Source organism: Rhodococcus jostii NBRC 16295, assembly GCF_001894825.1.
Taxonomy (GTDB): domain Bacteria; phylum Actinomycetota; class Actinomycetes; order Mycobacteriales; family Mycobacteriaceae; genus Rhodococcus_F; species Rhodococcus_F jostii.
Genome location: NZ_BCWY01000004.1, coordinates 188,442 through 210,121, shown reverse-complemented (window position 1 = coordinate 210,121; position 21,680 = coordinate 188,442). Strand labels below are relative to the sequence as shown.

6 protein-coding genes and 1 pseudogene are annotated in these 21,680 nt (G+C 68.9%); 3 read left to right on the top strand and 4 right to left on the bottom strand.

The genetic code is table 11. The annotated features are described in order from the left end of the window. Nucleotides 1-33 precede the first annotated feature (33 nt). A pseudogene (locus RJ1_RS04960) lies at nt 34-991 on the top strand (HNH endonuclease); the annotation flags it as partial. A 34-nt stretch (nt 992-1,025) separates the two neighbouring features. Here the strand turns inward: RJ1_RS04960 and RJ1_RS04955 are convergent. Then, the gene (locus tag RJ1_RS04955; RefSeq protein ID WP_073358857.1) at nt 1,026-1,694 is read right to left on the bottom strand and encodes an Rv1157c family protein; all 669 of its coding nucleotides are present in this window, start codon (nt 1,692-1,694) and stop codon (nt 1,026-1,028) included. A 106-nt stretch (nt 1,695-1,800) separates the two neighbouring features. Here RJ1_RS04955 and RJ1_RS04950 point away from each other — a divergent pair, with 106 nt between their 5' ends. After that, nucleotides 1,801-2,808, top strand: coding sequence for an NAD(P)H-dependent glycerol-3-phosphate dehydrogenase (locus RJ1_RS04950; RefSeq protein ID WP_073358856.1), 1,008 nt, complete (start codon nt 1,801-1,803; stop codon nt 2,806-2,808). A 135-nt stretch (nt 2,809-2,943) separates the two neighbouring features. Next, nucleotides 2,944-17,661 carry a non-ribosomal peptide synthetase gene (locus RJ1_RS04945; RefSeq protein WP_073358855.1) on the top strand — a complete coding sequence of 4,906 codons (14,718 nt, stop codon included), beginning with the start codon at nt 2,944-2,946 and terminating at the stop codon, nt 17,659-17,661. Here the strand turns inward: RJ1_RS04945 and RJ1_RS04940 are convergent. The 3 genes from RJ1_RS04940 to RJ1_RS04930 form a co-directional block, all read right to left on the bottom strand. Beyond that, nucleotides 17,596-18,312, bottom strand: a complete 717-nt coding sequence (locus RJ1_RS04940) for a M50 family metallopeptidase (protein ID WP_073358854.1) — start codon at nt 18,310-18,312, stop codon at nt 17,596-17,598. The genes RJ1_RS04945 and RJ1_RS04940 overlap by 66 nt on opposite strands. Nucleotides 18,313-18,340: 28 nt before the next feature. Next, a complete protein-coding gene (locus tag RJ1_RS04935; protein WP_073358853.1) occupies nt 18,341-20,296 on the bottom strand; it encodes an aconitate hydratase in 1,956 nt (651 codons plus the stop codon). Between the two features lie 132 nt (nt 20,297-20,428). Further along, complete coding sequence (locus tag RJ1_RS04930) at nt 20,429-21,616, bottom strand: DUF8462 domain-containing protein (protein ID WP_073358852.1); 1,188 nt, start codon at nt 21,614-21,616, stop codon at nt 20,429-20,431. Between the last annotated feature and the right edge of the window lie 64 nt (nt 21,617-21,680).

Here is a 21,680-nt window from a genome sequence, read left to right as displayed (position 1 = left end):
CACATATTCGAACGACCTTGGGGGAGGTTGGTTGTGGGGGAATTGATGGCACCGGATCTGGACGAGTTGCTTGTGTTCACCGCGCGGCTGCGGTGTGTCGAGGCCGGTGGGAATGCCGGCTTGGGGATCGAGTGGCTCGATGCGATCGAAACGTTGAAGTCGGTGGGGTGTGCGGCACAGGCTGTGATCACCGATGCCGTCGCGACCTGCATTCGGGCGGAGCGGAAGGCTGACAGCGTGCCGCGCGCCGAGTGGGACCGGGGGATCGCGTCGCAGATTGCGTTGGCGCGCAGGGAATCACCCAACCGCGGTGGGCGGCATCTGGGGTTCGCGGGCGTTGGCGGTAGAACTCGACGCCGCGGCCGTGGTCCGCCGGAATAAGAAGGCGGTGTCGGAACGGCGGGTGACGACGCGGCCCGCACCGGACTCCATGGCGTACCTCAGCGTGTTGATGCCGGTGGTGCAGGCCGTATGCTTGCAGGCCACCTTGGGCCGCGATGCGGACAGTCTCATCGCCAGGGGAAACGGCGATGGACGGACTCGCAATCAGGTGATGGTGGACCTGCTGTTCGCACGCGGCACCGGACAGGCCGTGGCTTCCGGTGTGCCGGTGGCGGTGAACCTGGTGTTGTCGGACGAAACGCTGCTCGCTGGTGGGAACGAGCCGGCGCAGTTGCACGGGTACGGGCCGGTGCCCGCGGGGATCGCCCGTCAGTGGGTGGCCGACGCGGTGAGTGCGGATACCGAGGTGTCGCTGCAGCGCGTGTACGCCTGCCCGCAGTCGGGGGCGCTGACGGCGATGGAATCGCAGTCCCGGATGTTCCCGAAGGGTCTGGCGAAGCTGATCGACCTCCGCGACCGGACCTGCCGAACGCCGTGGTGCGATGCGCCGATCCGCCATCACGACCACATCCGCCCGCACGGCAAGTCGGGTCCGACCAGTGCGCGCAACGGGTCCGGCCTGTGCGAGGCGTGCAACTATGCGAAGGAACCCCGGCGCACCTGCGCGCGTCATGATCGTGCGGTCACGCCTGGACGACGCCGACCACCGGCGCGTAATCGCACGGGGGCAGCGCTCTGCTGGTGTTGTCGAGGATGCTTCCGAATACGGCGAACACGATTGTGCCCCTGCCCGTCTCGAGGGTGTTGGACAACGTGACGATGTAGTCGGCGGGGCGTTCTTGATAGAGCGGTGCTCGCCCCGACTGCATGGTGTTCAGGTTCAGCCACGCGACTTCGACGAGGTCAGCCTGCAACGGCGACGACATCGCCGTGTTCATCCCGCTGAAGAAGACGTTGACCTTCCCCGGCGGAATGACGGGGACGGGCAGGTTCTCGTCGACGGCGGGGCCGGCTATTGCTCGTGCGATGCCGACCGAATCGTTCTGTTCGCCGAAGCCGGCGGGGAGGCAGTCCGCGGCCGTGGTGTCGTAGAGGAACGGCTGGGCCGTGCCCTCGACGAGGTGAACCGATCGGGGGAAGTAGTTGTATCGCGGCGCCCCGCTCGCGACGCGTTCGATGGTCGTCGCGATCGACTGCGCGGTGCGGGTGCTGATCGGCATGGCAGCCGACTGGAGTGCCGCGTGCACCGCAGCCACGTCATTCAGCGGCGTGGGCGAGGCCTGTGCTTCGCCGGCCGCGGTGGAAACGAGCACACCGACACACGCCGCAAGTACCGCAATTCGTCCACGCATGAATGGATGTTAGCGGCCACCGGGACTTGCCGAATCAGCTTCGTGAACGCCCGGCAAGTGCCACGCTGGATGTCATGGACAGCATCAGTTCGATGGGTGATCGGTAATGGCCCGGCCGGTACGTGTCGTCGTGCTCGGCGCCGGTTCGTGGGGAACGACGGTGGCCGGTCTGGCCGCCCACAACACACCGACGCTGCTGTGGGCGCGAAGCACGGAAACCGCGGACGAGATCAACTCCGAGCACCGCAATTCCCGCTACCTCGGCGACCGCCCGCTCCCCGACTCCATGCGGTCCACGGCCGATTTGGTGGAGGCCGCGCAGGAAGCCGACGTCCTGGTGGTGGGGGTGCCGTCGCATGCGGTCCGCAGCACGCTCGCCCAGATCACCAACGAGGTCCGGGCGTGGGTGCCGGTGCTGTCGTTGGCGAAGGGGCTCGAGCCGGGAACCCGGTTGCGTCCCACCGAGGTGATCGCCGAATGCCTGCCCGGTCATCCGGTCGGACTTCTCGCGGGCCCCAACATTGCGCGGGAGATCGTCGACGGACTTGCTGCGGCATCGGTCGTCGCCACGCAGGACGTCCGGGTGGCGACTGCGTTGCAGCCGTTGTTCGCGTCCGCCGTGTTCCGCGTGTACCGCAACACCGATGTGCTGGGCTGCGAACTCGGTGGTGTGCTGAAGAACATCGTGGCCATCGCGTCGGGAATGGCCGACGGGCTGGACGTCGGCGACAACACGCGCGCGATGGTCCTGGCACGCGGGCTGGCGGAGATGACCCGGCTGGGTGAGGCGATGGGAGCGAATCCGCGGACGTTCGCGGGACTCACCGGGGTGGGCGACCTGATCGCCACGTGCATGGCCCCGAGTTCGCGCAACCGGCGGGTGGGTGAGTTCATTGCGCGCGGCATGACGGTCGACGAGGCTGTCGCCAAGCTGGGGCAGGTGGCTGAGGGCGTCAAGACTGCCCCGACGGTGATGGAGTTGGCCCGCGATTACAACGTGGACATGCCCATCGCCGCCGAGGTCGAAGCTGTGGTCGCGGGGCGGCAGACTCCGGAAGGCGCCTATCGTGGCCTGCGGAAAGTCGCTGCCGGCGGAGAGGACGAGGTGGCGTAATCGTTCATCTGCAACCGGCAGTAGCACTATCTAGAGGTTTCTAAGCAATCTCCTAGAAATCTGGGGCAGACTCCTGAGTGGAGGTACCTCGGCTAGCAGCGTCGTGCGGGGACGGATGCGTGAGAGAAGTCAGCGATGAGTTCACCGACCTCGGTTGGTTCCGGAGACTCGTCTGCGCACGCCTTCCCGCTGTCACCCGCGCAGAGGGGGATGTGGCTCGCGCAGCACGTCGACCCCGCGGTTCCCGTGTCCGTTGCCCAGTATGTCGACATCCGCGGTGAGCTGAACCGTGACGCCCTGACCTCGGCGTGTGTGCGGGCGGCGGCCGAGTTCGAATCGTTCTTCCTGAAGATCTCCGAGACCGACGGGGAACCTGTGCAATGGGTGGATTCGAGCGTGGGTGCCACTGTGGGCTACGTCGATTTCCGGGACGCGCCGGATCCCGCGGCGTCGGCGCACGTGTGGATGCGCACCGAGACCGTCGCGCCGATCGACATCCGGCGTGACCGCCTGACGGTCTCGTTTCTTCTCCACGTCGGGGAGAACCACTATTTCTGGTATTCACGCGCCCACCACATCGCCTTGGACGGTTACGGCTCCGTCACGATGGTCTATCGGATCGCCGCGCTCTACTCCGCCGCGGTGCGTGGCCTGCCGCTGCCCCCGAGCAGGGCCCTCGGTGTTCGCCGCATTCACGAACTCGAGATCGGCTACCGCGACTCCGCACGCTGGGTGGCCGACCGGGACTACTGGTCCGAGACGATGCGCGGCGTCACGCATGCGAGTTCCCTGGCGCGCGGCTCCGCTCCGGCGACCGCCGGTTCCCGGGATGTGGGCGGAACGTTGACCACCGAGACTGTCGATCGGCTCGAGAAGTGCGCGGCGGCGCACGGAGTCAATCCCGCGACGCTCACCGTCGGTGCGGTCGCCGGGTATGTGGCGAGGATGAGCGGCGAGGACGATGTCACGCTCAGCCTGCCGGTGTCGGCCCGCACGACGGCGGCCCTGCTCCGGTCCGGTGGCATGGTGTCGAATGTGGTGCCGCTGCGCATCGCGTCTGCGGGGACGGCGACGGTCGGCGATCTGGTGTCCCGCACGCGCCTCGCGATGTCCGGCGCGTTGCGGCATCAGCGTTACCGGCACGAGGACATCCGCGCAGACCACGGGGGCGCGCCGTCCGAGCCCCGACTGTTCGGCCCCGCCGTCAACATCATGCTGTTCCCCGAGGAGATCGAACTCGGCTCGCTGACGGGCCACTTGCATGTGCTGTCTTCGGGTCCGATCGAGGACCTCCTCGTCAACCTCTGCCGGTATGGGCCCCGAGGACAAGTGCACCTCGACTTCAAGGCGAATCCGCGTATGTATTCGCAGGAGGACGTGGAGAGACACCACACGAGGTTCCTGCGGTTCTTCCGGCATTTCCTCGACGCCGATGCGTCCCTCCCGGTCGGCGAACTCCCGGTCCTCACGGAGGACGAAACGACTGCGCTGGTCCCCTTCACCGGACCTCCCGACATCGCGCCCGTCACGCTCGCCGACGTGTTCCGCGCTTCCGCCGCACAGGATCCGGACGCGACCGCCGTCGTCAGCGCGGGCCACACGATCAGCTACCGCGAACTCGACGGGCGATCGGACCGGATCGCTGCGATGCTGGCACGGTTCGGCGTCGGGTCCGGCGACATCGTCGCGGTGGCTCTGCCACGGTCCCCCGACTACGTGTGCGCGGTCTGGGCCGTCGCGAAGACGGGGGCCGCCTTCCTGCCGGTGGATCCGAACTACCCGGTCGCGCGGGTGCGGCACATGCTCGACGACGCGCGGGCGACAGTCGGGTTGACCTGCGCGGAGTACGCCGACACCGTGCCGGCGACGACCGAATGGCTCCTGCTCGAAGACGCGGTCGGTACCGCCGCACCCGAGTCACGCACACCGGCAACACGACTCGACGACGTCGCCTACCTCATCTACACGTCGGGATCGACCGGCGTCCCCAAAGGGGTGGCGGTCACCCACCGCGGGATCGCCAACCTCGTGGCCGCTCAGCGCACGCACCTCGACCTCGACGCCGCCGCGCGGGTTCTGCACGTCGCGTCGCCGAGCTTCGACGCGTCGATCTTCGAGATGCTGATGGCCTTCGGCTCCGCCGCCACTCTCGTCGTCGCCCCACCCACGGTCTACGGTGGATCACCACTCGCGCAACTGATGACCACCGAACGCATCACCCACGCGGTGATCACACCGTCGGTCCTGGCGTCGATGGACCCCGGCGAAGTCGGAGGCCTGCGCACACTGGCCGTTGCCGGTGAAGCGTGCCCACCGGAACTGTTGTCCCGGTGGGCCACCCGATGCACGGTCGTCGACGCGTACGGCCCGGCGGAGACCACCGTGATGGCGACCGTCAGCGATCCCCTCCCCGCGGCCGGTCCGGTCACCATCGGCCGGCCGATCCGCGGGACGCGAGCGGTGGTCCTCGACCACCGGCTCCGCCCGGTCCCGGTCGGTGTGGTCGGCGAGTTGTACGTCGCGGGGACGGCTCTGGCCCGCGGGTACCACCGCAAGGCGCGGCAGACGTCGGAACGGTTCGTCGCCGATCCGTACGGGCCGCCGGGCACCCGCGTGTACCGTACCGGCGACACCGTCCGGTGGACCCGCGACCACGAACTCGAGTACCTCGGCCGCAGCGACGAACAGGTGAATCTCCGCGGTCTGCGCGTCGAACCCGGCGAGGTCGACGCGGCCCTGCGCCGCCATCCGTCGGTTCGCTTCGCCGTCACCGTGATTCGCTCGCAGGCCGCCGGTGATCAGCTCATGTCGTACGTGGTGGGCGCCGACGACGTGACCGAGCAGGAACTGCTTTCCTACCTCACCGCCGAACTGCCCCCGCAGGTCGTGCCGGCCGCCGTCGTCGCGCTGCGCAACATCCCGCTGACCCCGTCGGGCAAGGTGGACCGCAGCGCTCTGCCCGCGAGCGGTCCCCGATCGGCTACCCGGACCGCCCCGGCCACTGCGCGTGAACGGACGCTCCACGGCATCTACGCCGACATCCTCGGGACCTCCGATTTCGGTGTGGACGACTCGTTCTTCGCACTCGGCGGCGACAGCATCATGGCCATCCAATTGGCGTCCCGGGCACGGAGTGCGGGAATCACGTTCAGTCCGCGCGATGTGTTCGAGCAGCGGACGGTCTCCCGTCTCGGTGTGATCGCCGACCGCGCCGCGCTCGACCGGCCCACCCTCGAGGAGCTTCCCGGCGGCGGGATCGGCGACATGCCGCTCACCCCGGCGGCCCGATTCCTTCTCGACAGGGTCCGCGACATCGACCGCTACGCACAGGCCGTGGTGGTGGAATTGCCACGCGGAATCGACGCCGAGCGACTGCGCGGGGTGATCGGCGCCGTAGTCGACCGGCACGACGCGCTGCGGACGCGGCTGATTCGCCAATCGGACGGGACCGTGTTTCTCACCGCGAGCCCGGTCGGCGCACCGGTGCCGGAAGGCACGATCCGCCGGGTCCCGCTACCCGAACACTCCGATCCGGCGCAACGCACCCGGGACGAGCACGACGCCGCGACCCGACGGTTGAATCCGGCTGCGGGCGTGATGATGCAGTGCGTCTGGCTCGACAGCGGACCGGACAGTCGGGGGCGGCTCCTGCTCGTCGCCCACCACCTGGTGATCGACGGCGTCTCGTGGCGAATCCTGATCGGCGACCTCACCGCCGCGTGGGCACACAGGGAGGCGGGAGCGCCGCCCGACCTGCCCGCGATCGGCACCTCCCTGCGCCGGTGGTCGCACGGACTGGCCGACGAGGCGCAGCGACCCGGCAGGACGTCGGAGCTGACCTTCTGGCGAGACGTGACCGGTGGCGAGAAGCCGCCGCTCGGGACGCGACCACTCGACGCGGCGCGCGACGTCAATGCGACCGTCGAGCGGATTCACACGGAAGTGTCTGCAACGCGCTCGTTGCTCACCGACCTCCCGGCCGCCTTCCACTGCGACGTCAACGACGCACTGCTCACCGCACTCGCCCTCGCGCTGGCGCAGTGGCAGCGCAATCGGCGGCGGCCGCCGACCGTGCCTTTGATCAGGCTCGAGGGCCACGGCCGTGAGGAATCCGTACTGCCCGGGGCAGACGTCTCCCGGACCGTGGGGTGGTTCACCAGCATCTTTCCGATCCGCCTCGACATCACGGGCGTCGACCTGGACGAGGCCTTCGCCGGCGGCCCTTCCGCGAGCGTCGCGATCAAGGCGGTGAAGGAACAACTGCGCGCCGTTCCCGACAAGGGCATCGGCTACGGGCTGCTGCGGTACTTCGGGGACGCCACGGCGCGGCAGTTGCGTGAGCGGCCCGAGGGCCAGATCGCGTTCAACTACCTCGGCCGGCTCGACACCGCGGACACCGAACGGGACTGGCGGCCGGTGCGGGACGGCACCGCCGTGTTCTCGTCGGCCGAGCCGTCGATGCAGGTCACCGCGCTGATCGACATCACCGCGTCCACGACCGACGGCGTCCTCGACACCACCTTCGCGTTCCCGGCGGGTGCGATTCCAGCCGAGGAGATTCAGCAGCTGGCCGACCTGTGGGTGCAGGCGCTCACCGCCCTCGCCGCGGTGGCGCGTTCTCCGCACGGCAGTGGGCTGACCCCCTCCGATCTGCCGCTCGTCGCGGTCGACCGGGCCGACATCGACGCCTGGGAACGCGAGTATCCCGGACTGCTCGACGTGTGGCCGCTGACGCCGTTGCAGTCGGGGCTGTCGTTCCACGCGGCGCTCACCGGCTCCGACGCCGATCCGTATGCGCTGCAGGTGATCCTGACCCTGTCCGGGCACCTCGACCCCGAGCGACTCCGAAACGCGTGCGCCGCCGTCGTCGCGGGGCACGCGAATCTGCGCACCGCCTTCGTGCGCGACGGCCGCGGCGTCCCCGCGCAACTCGTGCTCCACGAGGTGCCGTTGCGCTGGCGGCAGATCGACCTCACGGATGACCCCGAGAAGATCCTCGTCGAGGACCGCACCACCCGCTTCGACCTGTCTGCCCCACCGCTGATTCGGTTCACCCTGCTGTCGCGAGGCCCGAACCGCGCCGAACTGGCGATCACCAGCCACCACATCGTGCTCGACGGCTGGTCCATGCCGTTGCTGATGCGCGAAGTCTTCAGCGCGTACCGGCACGGCGAGATCCGCACCGAGCCGCCGGATGCGAGCCCGTACCGCGGATTCCTCGAGTGGCTCGCGACCCGGGACACCGAAGTTTCGATGCGGGCGTGGGCCTCGGCGCTCGACGGCATCGCTGCCGCCGCACCCACCGAGCGCACCGTCGCCACGTCGGAGGCCGTGCTGGAGTTGAGTGAGGAGGACACCCGGGCGCTGACGGCACGTGCGACAGAACTCGGGGTCACGTTGAGCACAGTTGTCCAGGCCGCGTGGGGAATCGTTCTCGGGCAGGCGACGGGCCGGGAAGAAGTCGTGATCGGCGCGACCGTCTCCGGTAGACCCCCGGAACTCACCGGCGTGGAGAACGCGGTGGGGTTGTTCGTCAACACCGTTCCCGTGCGCATCCCGCTCGACCCCGACGTCGATGCCGCCACCCTGCTCGCCCGCCTGCAGGCCGGCCACGTCGGGCTCCTCGAGCACCACTACCTGGGGCTTGCGGACATCCAGAGGGCGGTCGGTGTGGCTCCGCTCTTCGACACGCTGGTCGCGTTCGAGTCGTACCCCATCGACCGGAGCGGGCAGTCGGAACCCGTGGACGGCGTCACGCTGGACGCAGTGCGCGCACACGATTCCTCGCACTATGCAGTGACACTCGCGGCGACGGTGACCGGGACCCTGCGGCTGACGGCGCAGTGCCGGTCACACCGGTACGACGGGGTTGCCCTGCTGGCGAGGGTGGGCCGCGCACTCGAGCACATCGGCAGGGACCCCCACCTGGCAATCGGCACGTTCGACCTTCTCGGCGAGGTGGAGAAGGACACGGTTCTGCGCACCTGGAACGCGACGGACGTGCCGGTGCCGCCGGACACCCTGGTCGACCTGTTCGACGCGCAGGTGGCTGGCTCGCCCGCTGCCGTGGCGGTGGTCTTCGGTGCAGATCGGTTGACGTACGCCGAGTTCGACGTGCGGGTGAATCGACTCGCGCGGTATCTCGTGGCGAAGGGCGTCGGACCGGAAACCGTGGTCGGCGTGTCGATTCCCCGTTCGATTCAGCTACTCGTCGCACTGTACGCGGTGCTGAAGGCCGGCGGCGCCTACCTTCCCGTCGACCCAGAGCACCCGTTCGCGCACACGGCGCTCGTCGTCGACTCCGCCGCACCCGCACTGCTGCTCACGGCCGGTGCCGGGAATCGCACGGCTCCGGACGGAGTGACCGTGGTGGATCTCGATCTGCTCGACGTGTCCGGGTACGACTCTGCGCCGGTGACGGATTCCGCGCGACACTCGCCGCTGCGCCCGGCGAACGCCGCGTACGTCATCTTCACGTCCGGCTCGACCGGTCGGCCGAAGGGCGTCACGGTGACTCACGCGATGATGGTGAACCAGTTCCGCTGGGCGCAGACGCTGACGCCGCTCGACGGTTCCGATGCGGTGCTGCACAAGACTCCGCTCACGTTCGACATCTCCGCGTGGGAACTGTTGTGGCCCCTGCAGACCGGCGCGCGGGTGGTGATCGCCGAACCCGGCGGTCACCGCGATCCGCGCTATCTGGCGCGGATCGTCGAGCAGGAGTCGATCACGACTCTCCATGTCGTGCCGTCGATGCTCGACGCCTTCGTGGAGCAGTGCGGGCGCCGGACGCCGTCCACGCTGCGCCGCGTGTTCTCGGCAGGGGAGGCACTGTCAGCCGCGACAGCAGCGCGGTTCACGGAGCACAGTGCCGCTGCGCTGTTCAACTGGTACGGCCCGTGTGAGGTGGCGGTGGCAACCTCGGAGTCGGTCGACGGCAACGACTTCGGTCGGGTCGTCGCTCTGGGCCGCCCTGTCCACAACATACGTACGTATGTACTCGACAGTCGACTGCGACCGGTGCCGGTCGGGACGAGGGGCGAGTTGTACCTCGCCGGTGCGTACGTGGCGCGCGGCTACGCCGGACGTCCCGACTTGACGGCCGAACGCTTCGTCGCCGATCCCTACGGCGGCACGGGCGGACGGATGTACCGCACCGGAGACGCGGTCCGGTGGAACGAGACCGGCCGGCTCGAATACCTCGGGCGCACCGACTTCCAGATCAAGCTCCGTGGCCAGCGCATCGAACCCGGAGAGATCGAAGCCGCGTTGACATCCGATCCGGCGGTGAAACACGCCGCGGTCGCCGTGCAGCGACACCCGGACGCCGGAGATCGGCTGATCGCCTATGTCGTTGCCGCGGAGGGTGAACACCTGGACGACACGCGGATCGCCGAACGCCTCGCGGGCCTGCTCCCGGCCTACATGATTCCCTCGATGTTCGTTGCGCTGCCCGCACTGCCCGTCACGACCAGCGGAAAGCTGGATCGCGCGGCCCTACCGGACCCGGCATCCGCGGGATCCGTCTCCGATCCCCCCGCCACCCCCGTCGAGGACGTGGTCGCGTTCGTGTTCGCCGAGGTGATCGGCGCCGGGCAGGTGGGACGTAACGTCAACTTCTTTGCTGCCGGCGGAAACTCGTTGACCGCGGCGCAGGTCGCCGCCCGCGTCGGGGCGGCCCTGGGGACCTCCCTCGAGCTCCGGGAGTTGTTCGAGCACCCGACGGTTGCGGGACTGTCCGAACACCTCGCGGAACGGGCGCACGAGACCGAGCGCGCGCCGCTGATCCCCCGGGCCCCGGCAGCCCACGTTCCGCTCGCCCTCGCGCAGCAACGACTGTGGTTTCTGAACCGTCTCGACGGTCGCTCGGCCACCGACACCATTCCCGTCGTGCTCCGCCTCACCGGCACGCTCGACGAGTCGGCACTGTGCGCGGCGGTGGGTGACGTGATCGAACGTCACGAACCGCTCCGCACCGTGTACCCCGAGCACGACGGCATCCCCTGCCAGCACGTTCTGGCCGCCTCCGCCGTGCCGCCGTGTGTAGTGCGGAAGACGACCGACGCTACCGCCCGGGTGCGCGACCTCGTGTCGGCGGGATTCGACCTCACCACCGAACCACCGGTTCGCACCGAACTCGTCGCGGTGAGCGACAGCGAGTGGGTGCTGACCCTCGTCGTCCATCACATCAGCGCCGACGGGTTCTCGCTGGGACCGCTGGCCCGCGACGTGATGGCGGCGTACCGCGCGCGGGCCCACGGTGAGTATCCGGCGTGGACGCCTCTCCCCGTCCGGTACGCCGACTACGCCCTCTGGCAGCGTGAACTGCAGGACGGACCGCGGAGCCTGCCGTTGTGGACGCAGACCCTGTCCGGGATGCCCGAGCTGCTACCTCTGCCGTTCGACCGGGCGCGTCCCGCCATCGCGACGCACCGCGGCGCCGACGTCGAATTCACTCTCGACGCCGAGACGCATCGGCGGATTCGTGCACTCGCGCGCGCCCACGCCGCCACCCCGTTCATGGTGCTCCACGCGGCGCTCGCCGTCCTCGCGGCCAGGCTGAGCGGCACCTCGGACATCGTCGTCGGCACGCCCATCGCAGGACGCGGGCCCCGCGCGCTCGACGACCTCGTCGGAATGTTCGTCAACACACTGGTACTCCGGACCGACGTTCCGTGCAGCAGCACCTTCGGCGACGTGCTCGACCGGGTGCGCGGCGTCGACCTCGACGCGTTCTCCCACGCGGACGTCCCGTTCGAGGAGGTCGTCGAGGCGGTCGCGCCCGCTCGGTCGCGCAGCCGCAATCCGCTGTTCCAGCTGGCATTCGCCTACCACAACACGGCGCCGGTCGCGGTCGACCTGCCGGAGGTCTCCGCCCAGATCGTCGAGATCGACACGAACACCGCCAAGTTCGACCTCCAGCTGACGGTCAGCGAATCGTTCGACGACGACGGCGCCGGACCGCTCGCGTGCGTCTTCACCTACGCCACCGATCTGTTCGACGACAGCACGGTGTCGGGGTTCGCGGATCGATTCCGGCGGGTGCTCCGCGCCGCGCTCGCGCATCCGTCCGTCGTGGTCGGTGACATCGACCTCCTCGACCGCGAGGAGAAGGAGGCCCAGCACGCCGGTGCACCGTCGCTTCCGCAGCGGACGCTGCCCGACCTGATGGCTGCGGCCGCCGACAATAATCCGGAGGGTCCGGCGTTGACGGCCGGCGGCCGGTCGATGACCTACCGGGAACTCGACGCCGAGTCGAATCGGCTTGCGCGCGCACTGATGCGGCGCGGGGTGGGACCCAACACGCTCGTGGCACTCGGTCTGCCGCGGTCGCTGCTGTCCGTCGTGTCGGTGTGGGCCGTCGCGAAGACCGGCGCCGCCTTCGTCCCCGTCGACCCGCACTACCCCGCACAGCGGGTCGAGTATCTGGTGAACGATTCCGGTGCCGCCCTCGGCCTGACAACCGTCGCGGACCGTGAGGCCCTGCCGGACGCCACGGACTGGCTGCTGCTCGACGACCCCGCCTTCCGAACCGAAAGTCGCGGCCTGCCTTCGGCCCCGATCACCGATGCCGAACGTTCCGAGCCGCTGGATGTCCGCCACCCGGCGTACGTGATCTACACGTCCGGTTCGACGGGAAACCCCAAGGGAGTCGTGGTGACCCACCGTGGGCTCGCCGACTTCACGGCCGAGCAGCGTGAGCGCTATTCGGTGACGGCGTCGTCGCGCACCCTGCACGCGTCGTCGCCCAGCTTCGACGGCGCCGTCCTGGAGATACTGCTCGCCGTCGGTGCGGGCGCCTGCATGGTGGTCGCACCACCGACCGTCTACGGCGACGACCAGCTCGCGGACCTGCTGGTCGCCGAGCGGGTCAGTCACGTGTTCACGACACCGACGGTGCTGGCGACGGTCGACCCGCGTGCCCTGCACGACCTCCGGGCTGTCGTGGTGGGAGGCGAACCGTGCCCGCCGGAACTCGTGACAGTCTGGGCGGCACAGAAGCAACTCTCGCTGTTCAACGGCTACGGCCCCACCGAGACGACGGTGATGACGACCATCAGCGATCCGTCGGCGGCCGGCGGCCCGGTCACCATCGGACGTCCGGTTCGCGGCGCCGCGGTCCTCCTGCTGGATTCGCGCCTGCACCCGGTGCCGACGGGAGTGGCCGGCGAACTATACATCTGCGGGCCGGGCGTCGCCCGCGGCTACCATCGCAGGCCTACGCTGACCGCCGCACGCTTCGTCGCCTGCCCGTTCGACTCCTCCGGGGAGCGGATGTACCGGACGGGTGATGTGGGGCGGTGGCACCGCGACGGGTCGATCGAGTACCTGTACCGCAACGACACGCAAATCGAACTGCGCGGTGTCCGAATCGAACTCGGCGAGATCGACGCGACCCTTCGCACCCATCCGAGCGTCCGGTTCGCGGCCACGGATGTACGTGAACTGCGGGACGGCGTCGACGCGCTCGTGTCGTACGTGCTCCCGGCACCCAGCGAGACAGTCGATCCCGAGCAGCTGATCCGCTACCTGGCAGCGCGGCTCCCCGCCGCACTGGTGCCCGCGACCGTGGTCGTGGTGGATACCGTGCCGCTCACCGGGAGCGGGAAACTGGATCGTGCGGCGCTGCCCGACCCCACACCGCCGGCCACGGCCTTCGAGGCACCGCACACGCCCGCCGAACGGGTGGTGGCGACGGTGTTCGCCGAGGTACTCGGACTCGACCTCGTCGGACGCGACGAGAACTTCTTCGCCCTCGGTGGTACGTCCCTGTCCGCCACGCGTGCCGCATCCCGGATCGGCGCCGCACTGCAGACGACGGTGCCCGTGCGCGTGGTGTTCGACACCCCCACCGTCTCCGCGCTCGCGGCGGCCGTCACCGAACCGACCGACGGCGCGGCGCACCCCGCCCTGACCGTGCGCCCACGTCCGCCGCGGATACCGCTGTCGCCGGCGCAGCAACGACTGTGGTTCCTCTCCCGGCTGGCCCCGGGCTCCCCCGAGTACAACATCCCGATGGCGTTGCGGCTCACCGGGTCGCTGGACGTCGCCGCCCTCGGTGCCGCAGTGGCCGACGTGGTGGGTCGTCACGAACCGCTGCACACGCTCTACCCCGACAGTGACGGCGTCGCCTACCAGCAGGTGGTCCCGGTGTCGCGGGCCGCCCCCTCCCTCACCCCGGTGATCGTCCCTCGCGGCGACGTGGCCGCACGGGTCGCGGCGTTCGTGTCGCGGGGTTTCACGCTGGGCGCCGAACCGCCGATCCGCGCCCGGCTGTTCTCGCCGGCCCCCGACGAGTGGGTCCTCGCCGTCATGGTCCATCACATCAGCGCGGACGGTTACTCGGTGCCGTTGCTCGTCCGCGATCTGATGACCGCCTACGAGGCACGAATCTCCGGTGCGGCACCGCCGTGGGCCGAACTGCCCGTCCAGTACACGGACTACACCCTGTGGCAGCACGAGGTACTGGGCGACCGCGACGATCCCCGGTCCGTCGCTGCGCGGGAACTGTCGTACTGGTCGGACACGCTGTCGGGGGCGCCGGAACAACTGCCTCTTCCGACGGACCGGCCACATCCCGCGGTGGCGTCGCACCGCGGCGGCACAGTCGAATTCGCGCTCGACGACGAGCTGTATCGCGACATCGTGCACACCGCTTCGACCCATGCCGTCACCCCGTTCATGGTGGTGCACGCGGTGTTCGCGGTGCTGCTCGGGAAACTCGGCGGATCCACCGACATCGTGATCGGCACTCCCGTCGCCGGGCGCGGGGACCAGGCCCTCGACGAACTGGTCGGGATGTTCGTCAACAACCTCGTTCTCCGCACCGAGGTGATACCCGCGGAAAGCTTCGCGGAACTCCTCGGCCGGGTCCGGGAGGACGACCTGGACGCGTTCGCGCACTCCACCGTTCCGTTCGAAACCGTGGTCGAGGTGCTCGATCCCGCCCGGTCGCGTGCACGCAATCCGCTGTTCCAGGTGGCCCTGGCGTTTCAGAACCTCGACCACACCCCGCTCACCCTGCCCGGACTGCGGGTGTCGGAGATGTCTCCCCCGACCCGGTCGGCGCGATTCGACCTGCAACTCACGGTGGCCGCCGATCCGGATCCGTCGACGGAACGCACCCGGCGGACGGCCGTGTTCACCTACGCCACCGATCTGTTCGACCATCACACCGTCGTGGAGATCGGCGAACGCTTCGTCCGGACGTTGAGCGAATCTGTCGCACAACCGGATCTGGCCGTCGGCGACCTCGCCCTCCTCGATCCGCACCCGGATGTTCCCGCCGCGGTGCCCTCCTCCGGTGAGACGCTCGTCGATCTCTTCGACCGGCAGGTCGCGGCCACGCCCGACGCGACCGCCGTCGTCTCCGGGGAACATGAACTCACCTACCGCGAACTCGACGAGGCGGTCAACAGGCTGGCGCGCCACCTGATCGCCTCCGATGTCGGCCCGGAGTCCATGGTGGGAATGGCGATTCGCCGCTCCGTCGAACTCCTCGTCGGGATGTATGCCGTCGCGAAGACGGGCGCGGCGTACGTCCCGATCGACCCCGATCACCCTGCCCAGCGCAATGCCGAGGTCATTCGGTCCTCGGGCGCGCGTGTCGTCCTCACCACCGAGCGGGATCGATTCGACATCTCGGACGTCCTGCCGTCGGAGACGCGGCTCTTCGTCGTCGACCGACTGGACCTCGCCGAAGAAGATGCCTCGCCGATCTCCCACCGTGACCGGATCGCGCCACTGCGGGACCGGAACCCGGCGTACGTGATCCACACGTCGGGATCGACCGGGACCCCCAAGGGGGTGGTCGTGACCCATGCGGCCGTCGTGAGCTTCCTGCGCTGGCGGCAGGACGCCGACCCGCTCGGCTCCGACGACACGGTGATGCTCAAGTTGCAGTACACGTTCGACGCCTCGGTTCGCGAGTTCTGGTGGCCCTTGATCGCGGGTGCTCGCCTGGTGATCGCTCGACCGGACGGCCACCGCGACCCCCGGCATCTCGCCGATCTGATCGGTCGGCACCGGGTGACCGCGGGATACTTCCTTCCGCTGATGCTGGCCGAGATCCTGGCGATTCCCGATGCGGATCTCACGTCACTGCGGCAGGTGTCGTGTGGCGGGGAGACCCTACCGCCGGGCACCGCGCACAATTTCCACGCTCGATGCCCGGAGGCGGTGCTGTACAACGAATACGGCCCCACCGAGACAGCGGTGGCCGTGACGCGCGCCGTGGTCGGCACCGTCGACGCGACCGTCCCGATCGGTGTGCCGCAGAACGGGATCGGTGTGCTGGTGCTGGATTCGCGGTTGCATCCGGTGCCCGTCGGCGTGCCGGGCGAGCTCTATCTCGCCGGGGCCCAGCTCGCCCGCGGCTATCTCGGGCAACCGGGGGTGACGGCCCACCGGTTCCCCGCCGCACCGTGGGGACCGCCCGGCACTCGGATGTACCGGACGGGCGACGTGGTGCGCCGGCGCAGGGACGGCACGATCGAGTACCTCGGCCGACGCGATCTACAGGTGAAGATTCGGGGTCAACGCGTCGAACTGCAGGAGATCGAGGCTGCGCTGCGACGCCACCACGCCGTCGCGCAATCCGCGGCGGCCGTGTACGAATCCCCGAACACCGGCGTCCGGCTCGTCGGCTACGTCGTGCCCCGCCCGGGCACGGTCGTGGACACCCGCGCAGTGTCGGCGGAACTGGCGCAGCGCCTTCCCCGGTACATGGTGCCCAACCAGATCGTGGTGCTGGAGTCGTTGCCGTCGACACTCCACGGCAAGCTGGACCGACGGGCGCTCCCCGATCCCGGTGTGCCCCGGGCGCAGCGGTTCCGTCCACCGACCACCCGCACCGAGAAGCTGGTCACCGCGGTGTTCGCGGACGTTCTCGGCGCCGGTCTGGTGGGGCTGGACGACAACTTCTTCGAGCTGGGCGGCAACTCCCTGTCCGCGACCCGGGCGGCGTCACGGCTGCATGCCACGACGAACGTCGAGGTGCGGCTCGAATGGTTCTTCACCGACGCGACCGCGGAGGGCATCGCCGGTCGGGTCTCGTCGAGTTTCGCCGCCGCCACCGATGCCTCGACCGCGCTCGGGGTGCTGCTTCCGCTGCACCCGGACGGCAGCAGGGAGCCGCTGTTCTGCATCCATCCGGCCATCGGACTGTCCTGGTGCTATTCGGGATTGAGTGCGCACCTCGGCGCCGACCGGCCCGTCTACGGTGTCCAGTCCCCCGCCGTGACCGTGCCCGGCGAACGGTTCACCACCATCTCGCAGCGCGCCCACCGATACGTCGAGGAGATCCGGCGAGTGCAGCCGCGGGGGCCGTACCACCTCCTCGGGTACTCGGTGGGTGGCGTGATCGCGCACGCGATGGCCGTCGAGTTGCGGTCGCTCGGCGAGGAGGTCGGGCTGCTCACGATGATCGACAGCTATGCGTCGGCCGAGCGGGACACCCCGGCACCGACACTTCCGGAGCTACTGCGGGAATTCGGCGGTGACGTGGAGGAGCAGCTCGGACCGGAGCACCTGACCCGGTTGTACGAGGACTACGTCGACGTCATCGACTCCGCCGCCGATTTCGTGCCGGAACGCTTCGACGGCAACCTGCTGTTCTTCGGCGCATCGGAGGACGCATCCCAGCCGGTCGCCGCGAGTGCGACGTGGCGGCCGTGGATCGCCGGCGACGTGATCGCCCACACCGTCGACCACCCGCACGCGCAGATGACCGATCCGGCGGCGCTCGCCGTCATCGGACCGATCCTGGCCGAGCACCTCGGCGGCGCCTCAGCCCCCGACGGGGCGGAGAATCCACCAGCCACCCAGCGCGAGGCAGCTCACCGTCACGAGTAGGAACAGACCCACCCAGACGATGCCGGGAATGCGGGTGAGCCGTGCCAGCTGATCGGCGTCCGACTCCGGGGCCGCGCCGCGGGCGCGGTGACGCTGTAGTTCGAGGACCGGTCGCGGGGCGGCGACGAGCATGAACAGCGTGATCAGATAGGCCGCGCCCACCTGCTGGTCCTGCGTCCCGAACCAGACGAGTCCGAACAGCAGCGCCCCGACCACGGTGAGGGAGAACAACCCGTACAGGTTCCGGACGAGGATCAGCATGGCGGCGAGAGCCACGACACCGATCCACAGCACCGCGACCGCGTGCTGGGTGCCCAGCACCCAGGCCGCGCCGAGCCCGAGCACGGCGGGGCCGACGTAGCCGGCGAACGTCATGAGGACCACACCGAGCCCCGTCGGTTTACCGGACGAGATCGCCACACCGGACGTGTCCGAGTGCAGCCGCACCCCCTTCAGGGTTCGACCGAACAGCAGGGCGACCACCAGATGCGCGCCCTCGTGCACGATGGTGACCACATTGCGGGTGAGTCGCCACGCGTGCGGTTCGAGGACGAGTATCACCGCCACCACCGCCGTGAGCTGAACGATCCAGGGTGCCGGCGCGGGGCTGACCGCGCTCATGCGCTCCCACAGCGAGTGAATTCCATTCATCGGCGCCGAGTGTACGGCGACCGGCTGATCACTCCCTGCGTGCCAGCTGGGGAATCAATCCGCCCGCGAGCACGTCGTCGACCTGACGTGGGGACAGCCGATGACGCACCGGGATCTCCACGTCACGGGTCGAGTCGAACAGGGTCAGACGAGGGCCGGAACGAACGGCCTCCCGCACTCCGTCGAGGACCAGCACGTCGCCCTGCCGGATCGTGTCGTAATCGTCCGGGTTCTCGAATTCGAGCGCGAGCACACCGAAGTTGGCGAGGTTCTGCCAGTGGATACGAGCGAACGAGGTGGCGATCACCGCGTGCAACCCGAGGTAGCGCGGGGTGATCGCGGCATGCTCGCGCGAGGACCCCTGCCCGTAGTTGTCGCCGCCTACGATGAAATGCCCGGTGCTCTTCGCCGTCTCCTCCGCGCGCGCCGGATAGGTCTCGTCGACCTGTGTGAACGTGAACCGGGACAGCTTGGGAATGTTGGAGCGGAACGGCAGGGCCCGCGCCCCGGCCGGAGAGATCTCGTCGGTGGAGATGTTGTCACCGACCTTCAGGAGTACAGGAGCCTCGATGCGCTCGGGCAGGGGCGGAAACTCGGGCAGAGACGAGATGTTGGGTCCCTTCACGAGTTCGACGTGCCGCGCCTCGTCCTCGGGCAGCGGAGCCACCAGCATGGCCGTGTTGACCGTGGCCTCGTCCGGAAGCGTGATCTCCGGGTACGGCATCCCCTCTTTCTCCGCCCAGTCCCGCGGGTCGGTGATCACCCCGGTAAGAGCCGACGCGGCCGCTGTCTCGGGTGAACACAGCCACACGGAATCCTCGCGGGTGCCCGAACGCCCTGGGAAATTGCGGGGCATCGTCCGGAGAGAATTCCGGCCGGTCGCCGGCGCCTGGCCCATGCCGATACAGCCCATGCACCCGGATTGGTGAATTCGCGCGCCTGCCACGACGAGTTCGAGCGTGGCGCCCATCTTGGTCAGGTCGGCCAGGATCTCCCGCGAACTCGGATTGACGTCGAAGCTCACGCTCGGGTCTGTCTGCCTCCCCGACACCATGGCCGCAGCGATCGCGAAGTCGCGCAGTCCGGGATTGGCGGACGACCCGATCACCACCTGGCTGACGTCCTCACCGGCGACCTCCCGGACGGGCACCACGTTTCCCGGCGAAGACGGTTTCGCGATCAGCGGCACGATCGTCGACAGGTCGAGGTGTTCGTGTACGTCGTACTCCGCGCCTGCATCGGCGAGCAGTTCCACGAAGTCGTCTTCCCTGCCCTCGGAACGCAGGAAGTCGCGGACCGCCTCGTCGGCGGGAAAGATGGACGTCGTGGCGCCCAGTTCGGCGCCCATGTTCGCGATGACGTGACGATCCATCGCCGTCAACGTCGCGAGCCCCTCACCGTGGTATTCGATGATCCTGTTGAGCCCACCCTTGACCCCGTGGCGGCGGAGCATCTCGAGGATGACGTCTTTCGCCGAACTCCAGTCGGGGAGCCTGCCGGTCACCTCCACACCCCAGATCTGAGGCATGCGCAGGTGCAAGGGCTGGCCCGCGATCGCCATGGCGACCTCGAGCCCACCGACGCCGATCGCGAGCATGCCCAGCGATCCGGCCGCCGGGGTGTGCGAGTCGGAACCGACCATGGTCTTGCCGGGAACACCGAACCGCTGCATGTGGGTGGGATGCGAGACCCCGTTGCCCGGCTTCGAGAACCACAGCCCGTACCGCAGGGCGGCGGTGCGGAGGAACTCGTGGTCCTCGGCGTTCTTCTCGTCGGCCTGCAGCAGATTGTGGTCGACGTACTGCGCGCTCAACTCGGTCTTGATGCGATCGAGGTGGAGCGCCTCGAGTTCCTGCATCACCAGCGTTCCGGTGGCGTCCTGGGTGAGGGTCTGGTCGATCCGGATCGAGATCTCCTCTCCCGGTTCCATCCGGCCGTCGAGGAGGTGTGCACCGATGACCTTGCGGGCGACAGTGTCCGACATCGCTGATCCCTTCGTCGTCACTCCAGGATGCGCCGGAGCCACGGCGAGTGCCAGCGCCCGAGACACATATCCGGGACTCGACAGGACAATCTTCGACTCTCTAGTGAAATCCGTAGAGAGAGCTAGATTCTGCTAGTCGTTCTGCGCACGCAGATATCGACCGAAGTGCGGCACGGTGAAACCGATCGATCCACGCTCGGCCGAATAGATCAGGCCCTTCTTGATCAACCCGTCCCGGGCGGGAGACAGCGACGCGGGTTTGCGCCCCAACTCCGAGGCGATCGCCGCCGTCGCGACCGGACCGTCGTCCCCGGAGAGGTCGGCCATCGCCCGCATGTACTCCCGCTCGGCCGGCGTCGCCCGCTCGTACCGCGACCCGAAGAACCCGACCGCCAGTTCCTCCTCCGCGGTCGGCGCGGCCACTCGCACGTCCTCCTCGGTGATGGGGCTCGCCGCCGCCACGTCCCACGTCGTCTTGCCGTAGGCCTGGACGAAATAGGGATAGCCGTCGGCCGCGGCATACAACGCGTCGAGTGCCTCGTCGGTGAACTTCACGTCTTCCCGCTCGGCAGGCGCGATCAACGCCCGATCCGCGGACGCCCGGTCGAGACGGTCGATGCGGTGATAGCTGAACAGCCGCTCCGAATAACTCTTGGACGCCGACAGCACCGCGGGCAGGTGCGGCAGTCCGGCTCCGACCACGATCAGTGGCGCCGCGTCCTGGCTGAGCTCGTGACAGGCCCCGCACACCGCCGAGACGTCCGCGGCGCCCAGGTCCTGCATCTCGTCGATGAACAGCGCGATCCCCACCCCGACGTCGCGGGCCAGGGAGGACGCGTCGAGCAGCAATTCCACCAGGTCGATCTCGATGTCCCCGGAATCCGCGCGACCCTTCACCGCGGGGGCGTCGATACCCGGCTGCCACCGCTCCCGCATGCCCTTGTCGGCGGTCGCACGCAGGGCGAACGACTTCAGGACGCCGAGGAACTCCTCCACCCGGTCCGGGTCGCGATGCGAGCCCGCGATCTCACGAACCGCCATGTGCAACGCCGACGACAGCGGCCTCCGCAGATCCTGGTCCGGGCGGGCCTCGATCTTTCCCGTTCCCCACCGTCGAGAGATGGCGGCCGACCGCAGGTGGTTCAGCAGCACCGTCTTTCCGACCCCGCGCAGACCCGTCAGCATCACACTGCGTTCGGGGCGACCGCGCGCGATCCGCTCGAGCACCACATCGAACGCGTCGAGCTGCCTGGTTCGTCCCGCGAGCTCGGGCGGGCGTTGCCCCGCACCGGGCGCATAGGGGTTACGGACAGGGTCCATGGCCACGAAGGTAACAATCTCTGTTGCCGAATCTGCGCTCATCTAGCGCGTGTCCTAGATCCCG

What these genes read in the sequence shown, in the direction of transcription:
- RJ1_RS04935 (WP_073358853.1), bottom strand. Translation starts at nt 20,296, where the DNA reads ATGTCGGACACTGTCGCCCGCAAGGTCATCGGTGCACACCTCCTCGAC.
- RJ1_RS04940 (WP_073358854.1), bottom strand. Translation starts at nt 18,312, where the DNA reads ATGAATGGAATTCACTCGCTGTGGGAGCGCATGAGCGCGGTCAGCCCC.
- RJ1_RS04950 (WP_073358856.1), top strand. Translation starts at nt 1,801, where the DNA reads ATGGCCCGGCCGGTACGTGTCGTCGTGCTCGGCGCCGGTTCGTGGGGA.
- RJ1_RS04955 (WP_073358857.1), bottom strand. Translation starts at nt 1,694, where the DNA reads ATGCGTGGACGAATTGCGGTACTTGCGGCGTGTGTCGGTGTGCTCGTT.
- RJ1_RS04930 (WP_073358852.1), bottom strand. Translation starts at nt 21,616, where the DNA reads ATGGACCCTGTCCGTAACCCCTATGCGCCCGGTGCGGGGCAACGCCCG.
- RJ1_RS04945 (WP_073358855.1), top strand. Translation starts at nt 2,944, where the DNA reads ATGAGTTCACCGACCTCGGTTGGTTCCGGAGACTCGTCTGCGCACGCC.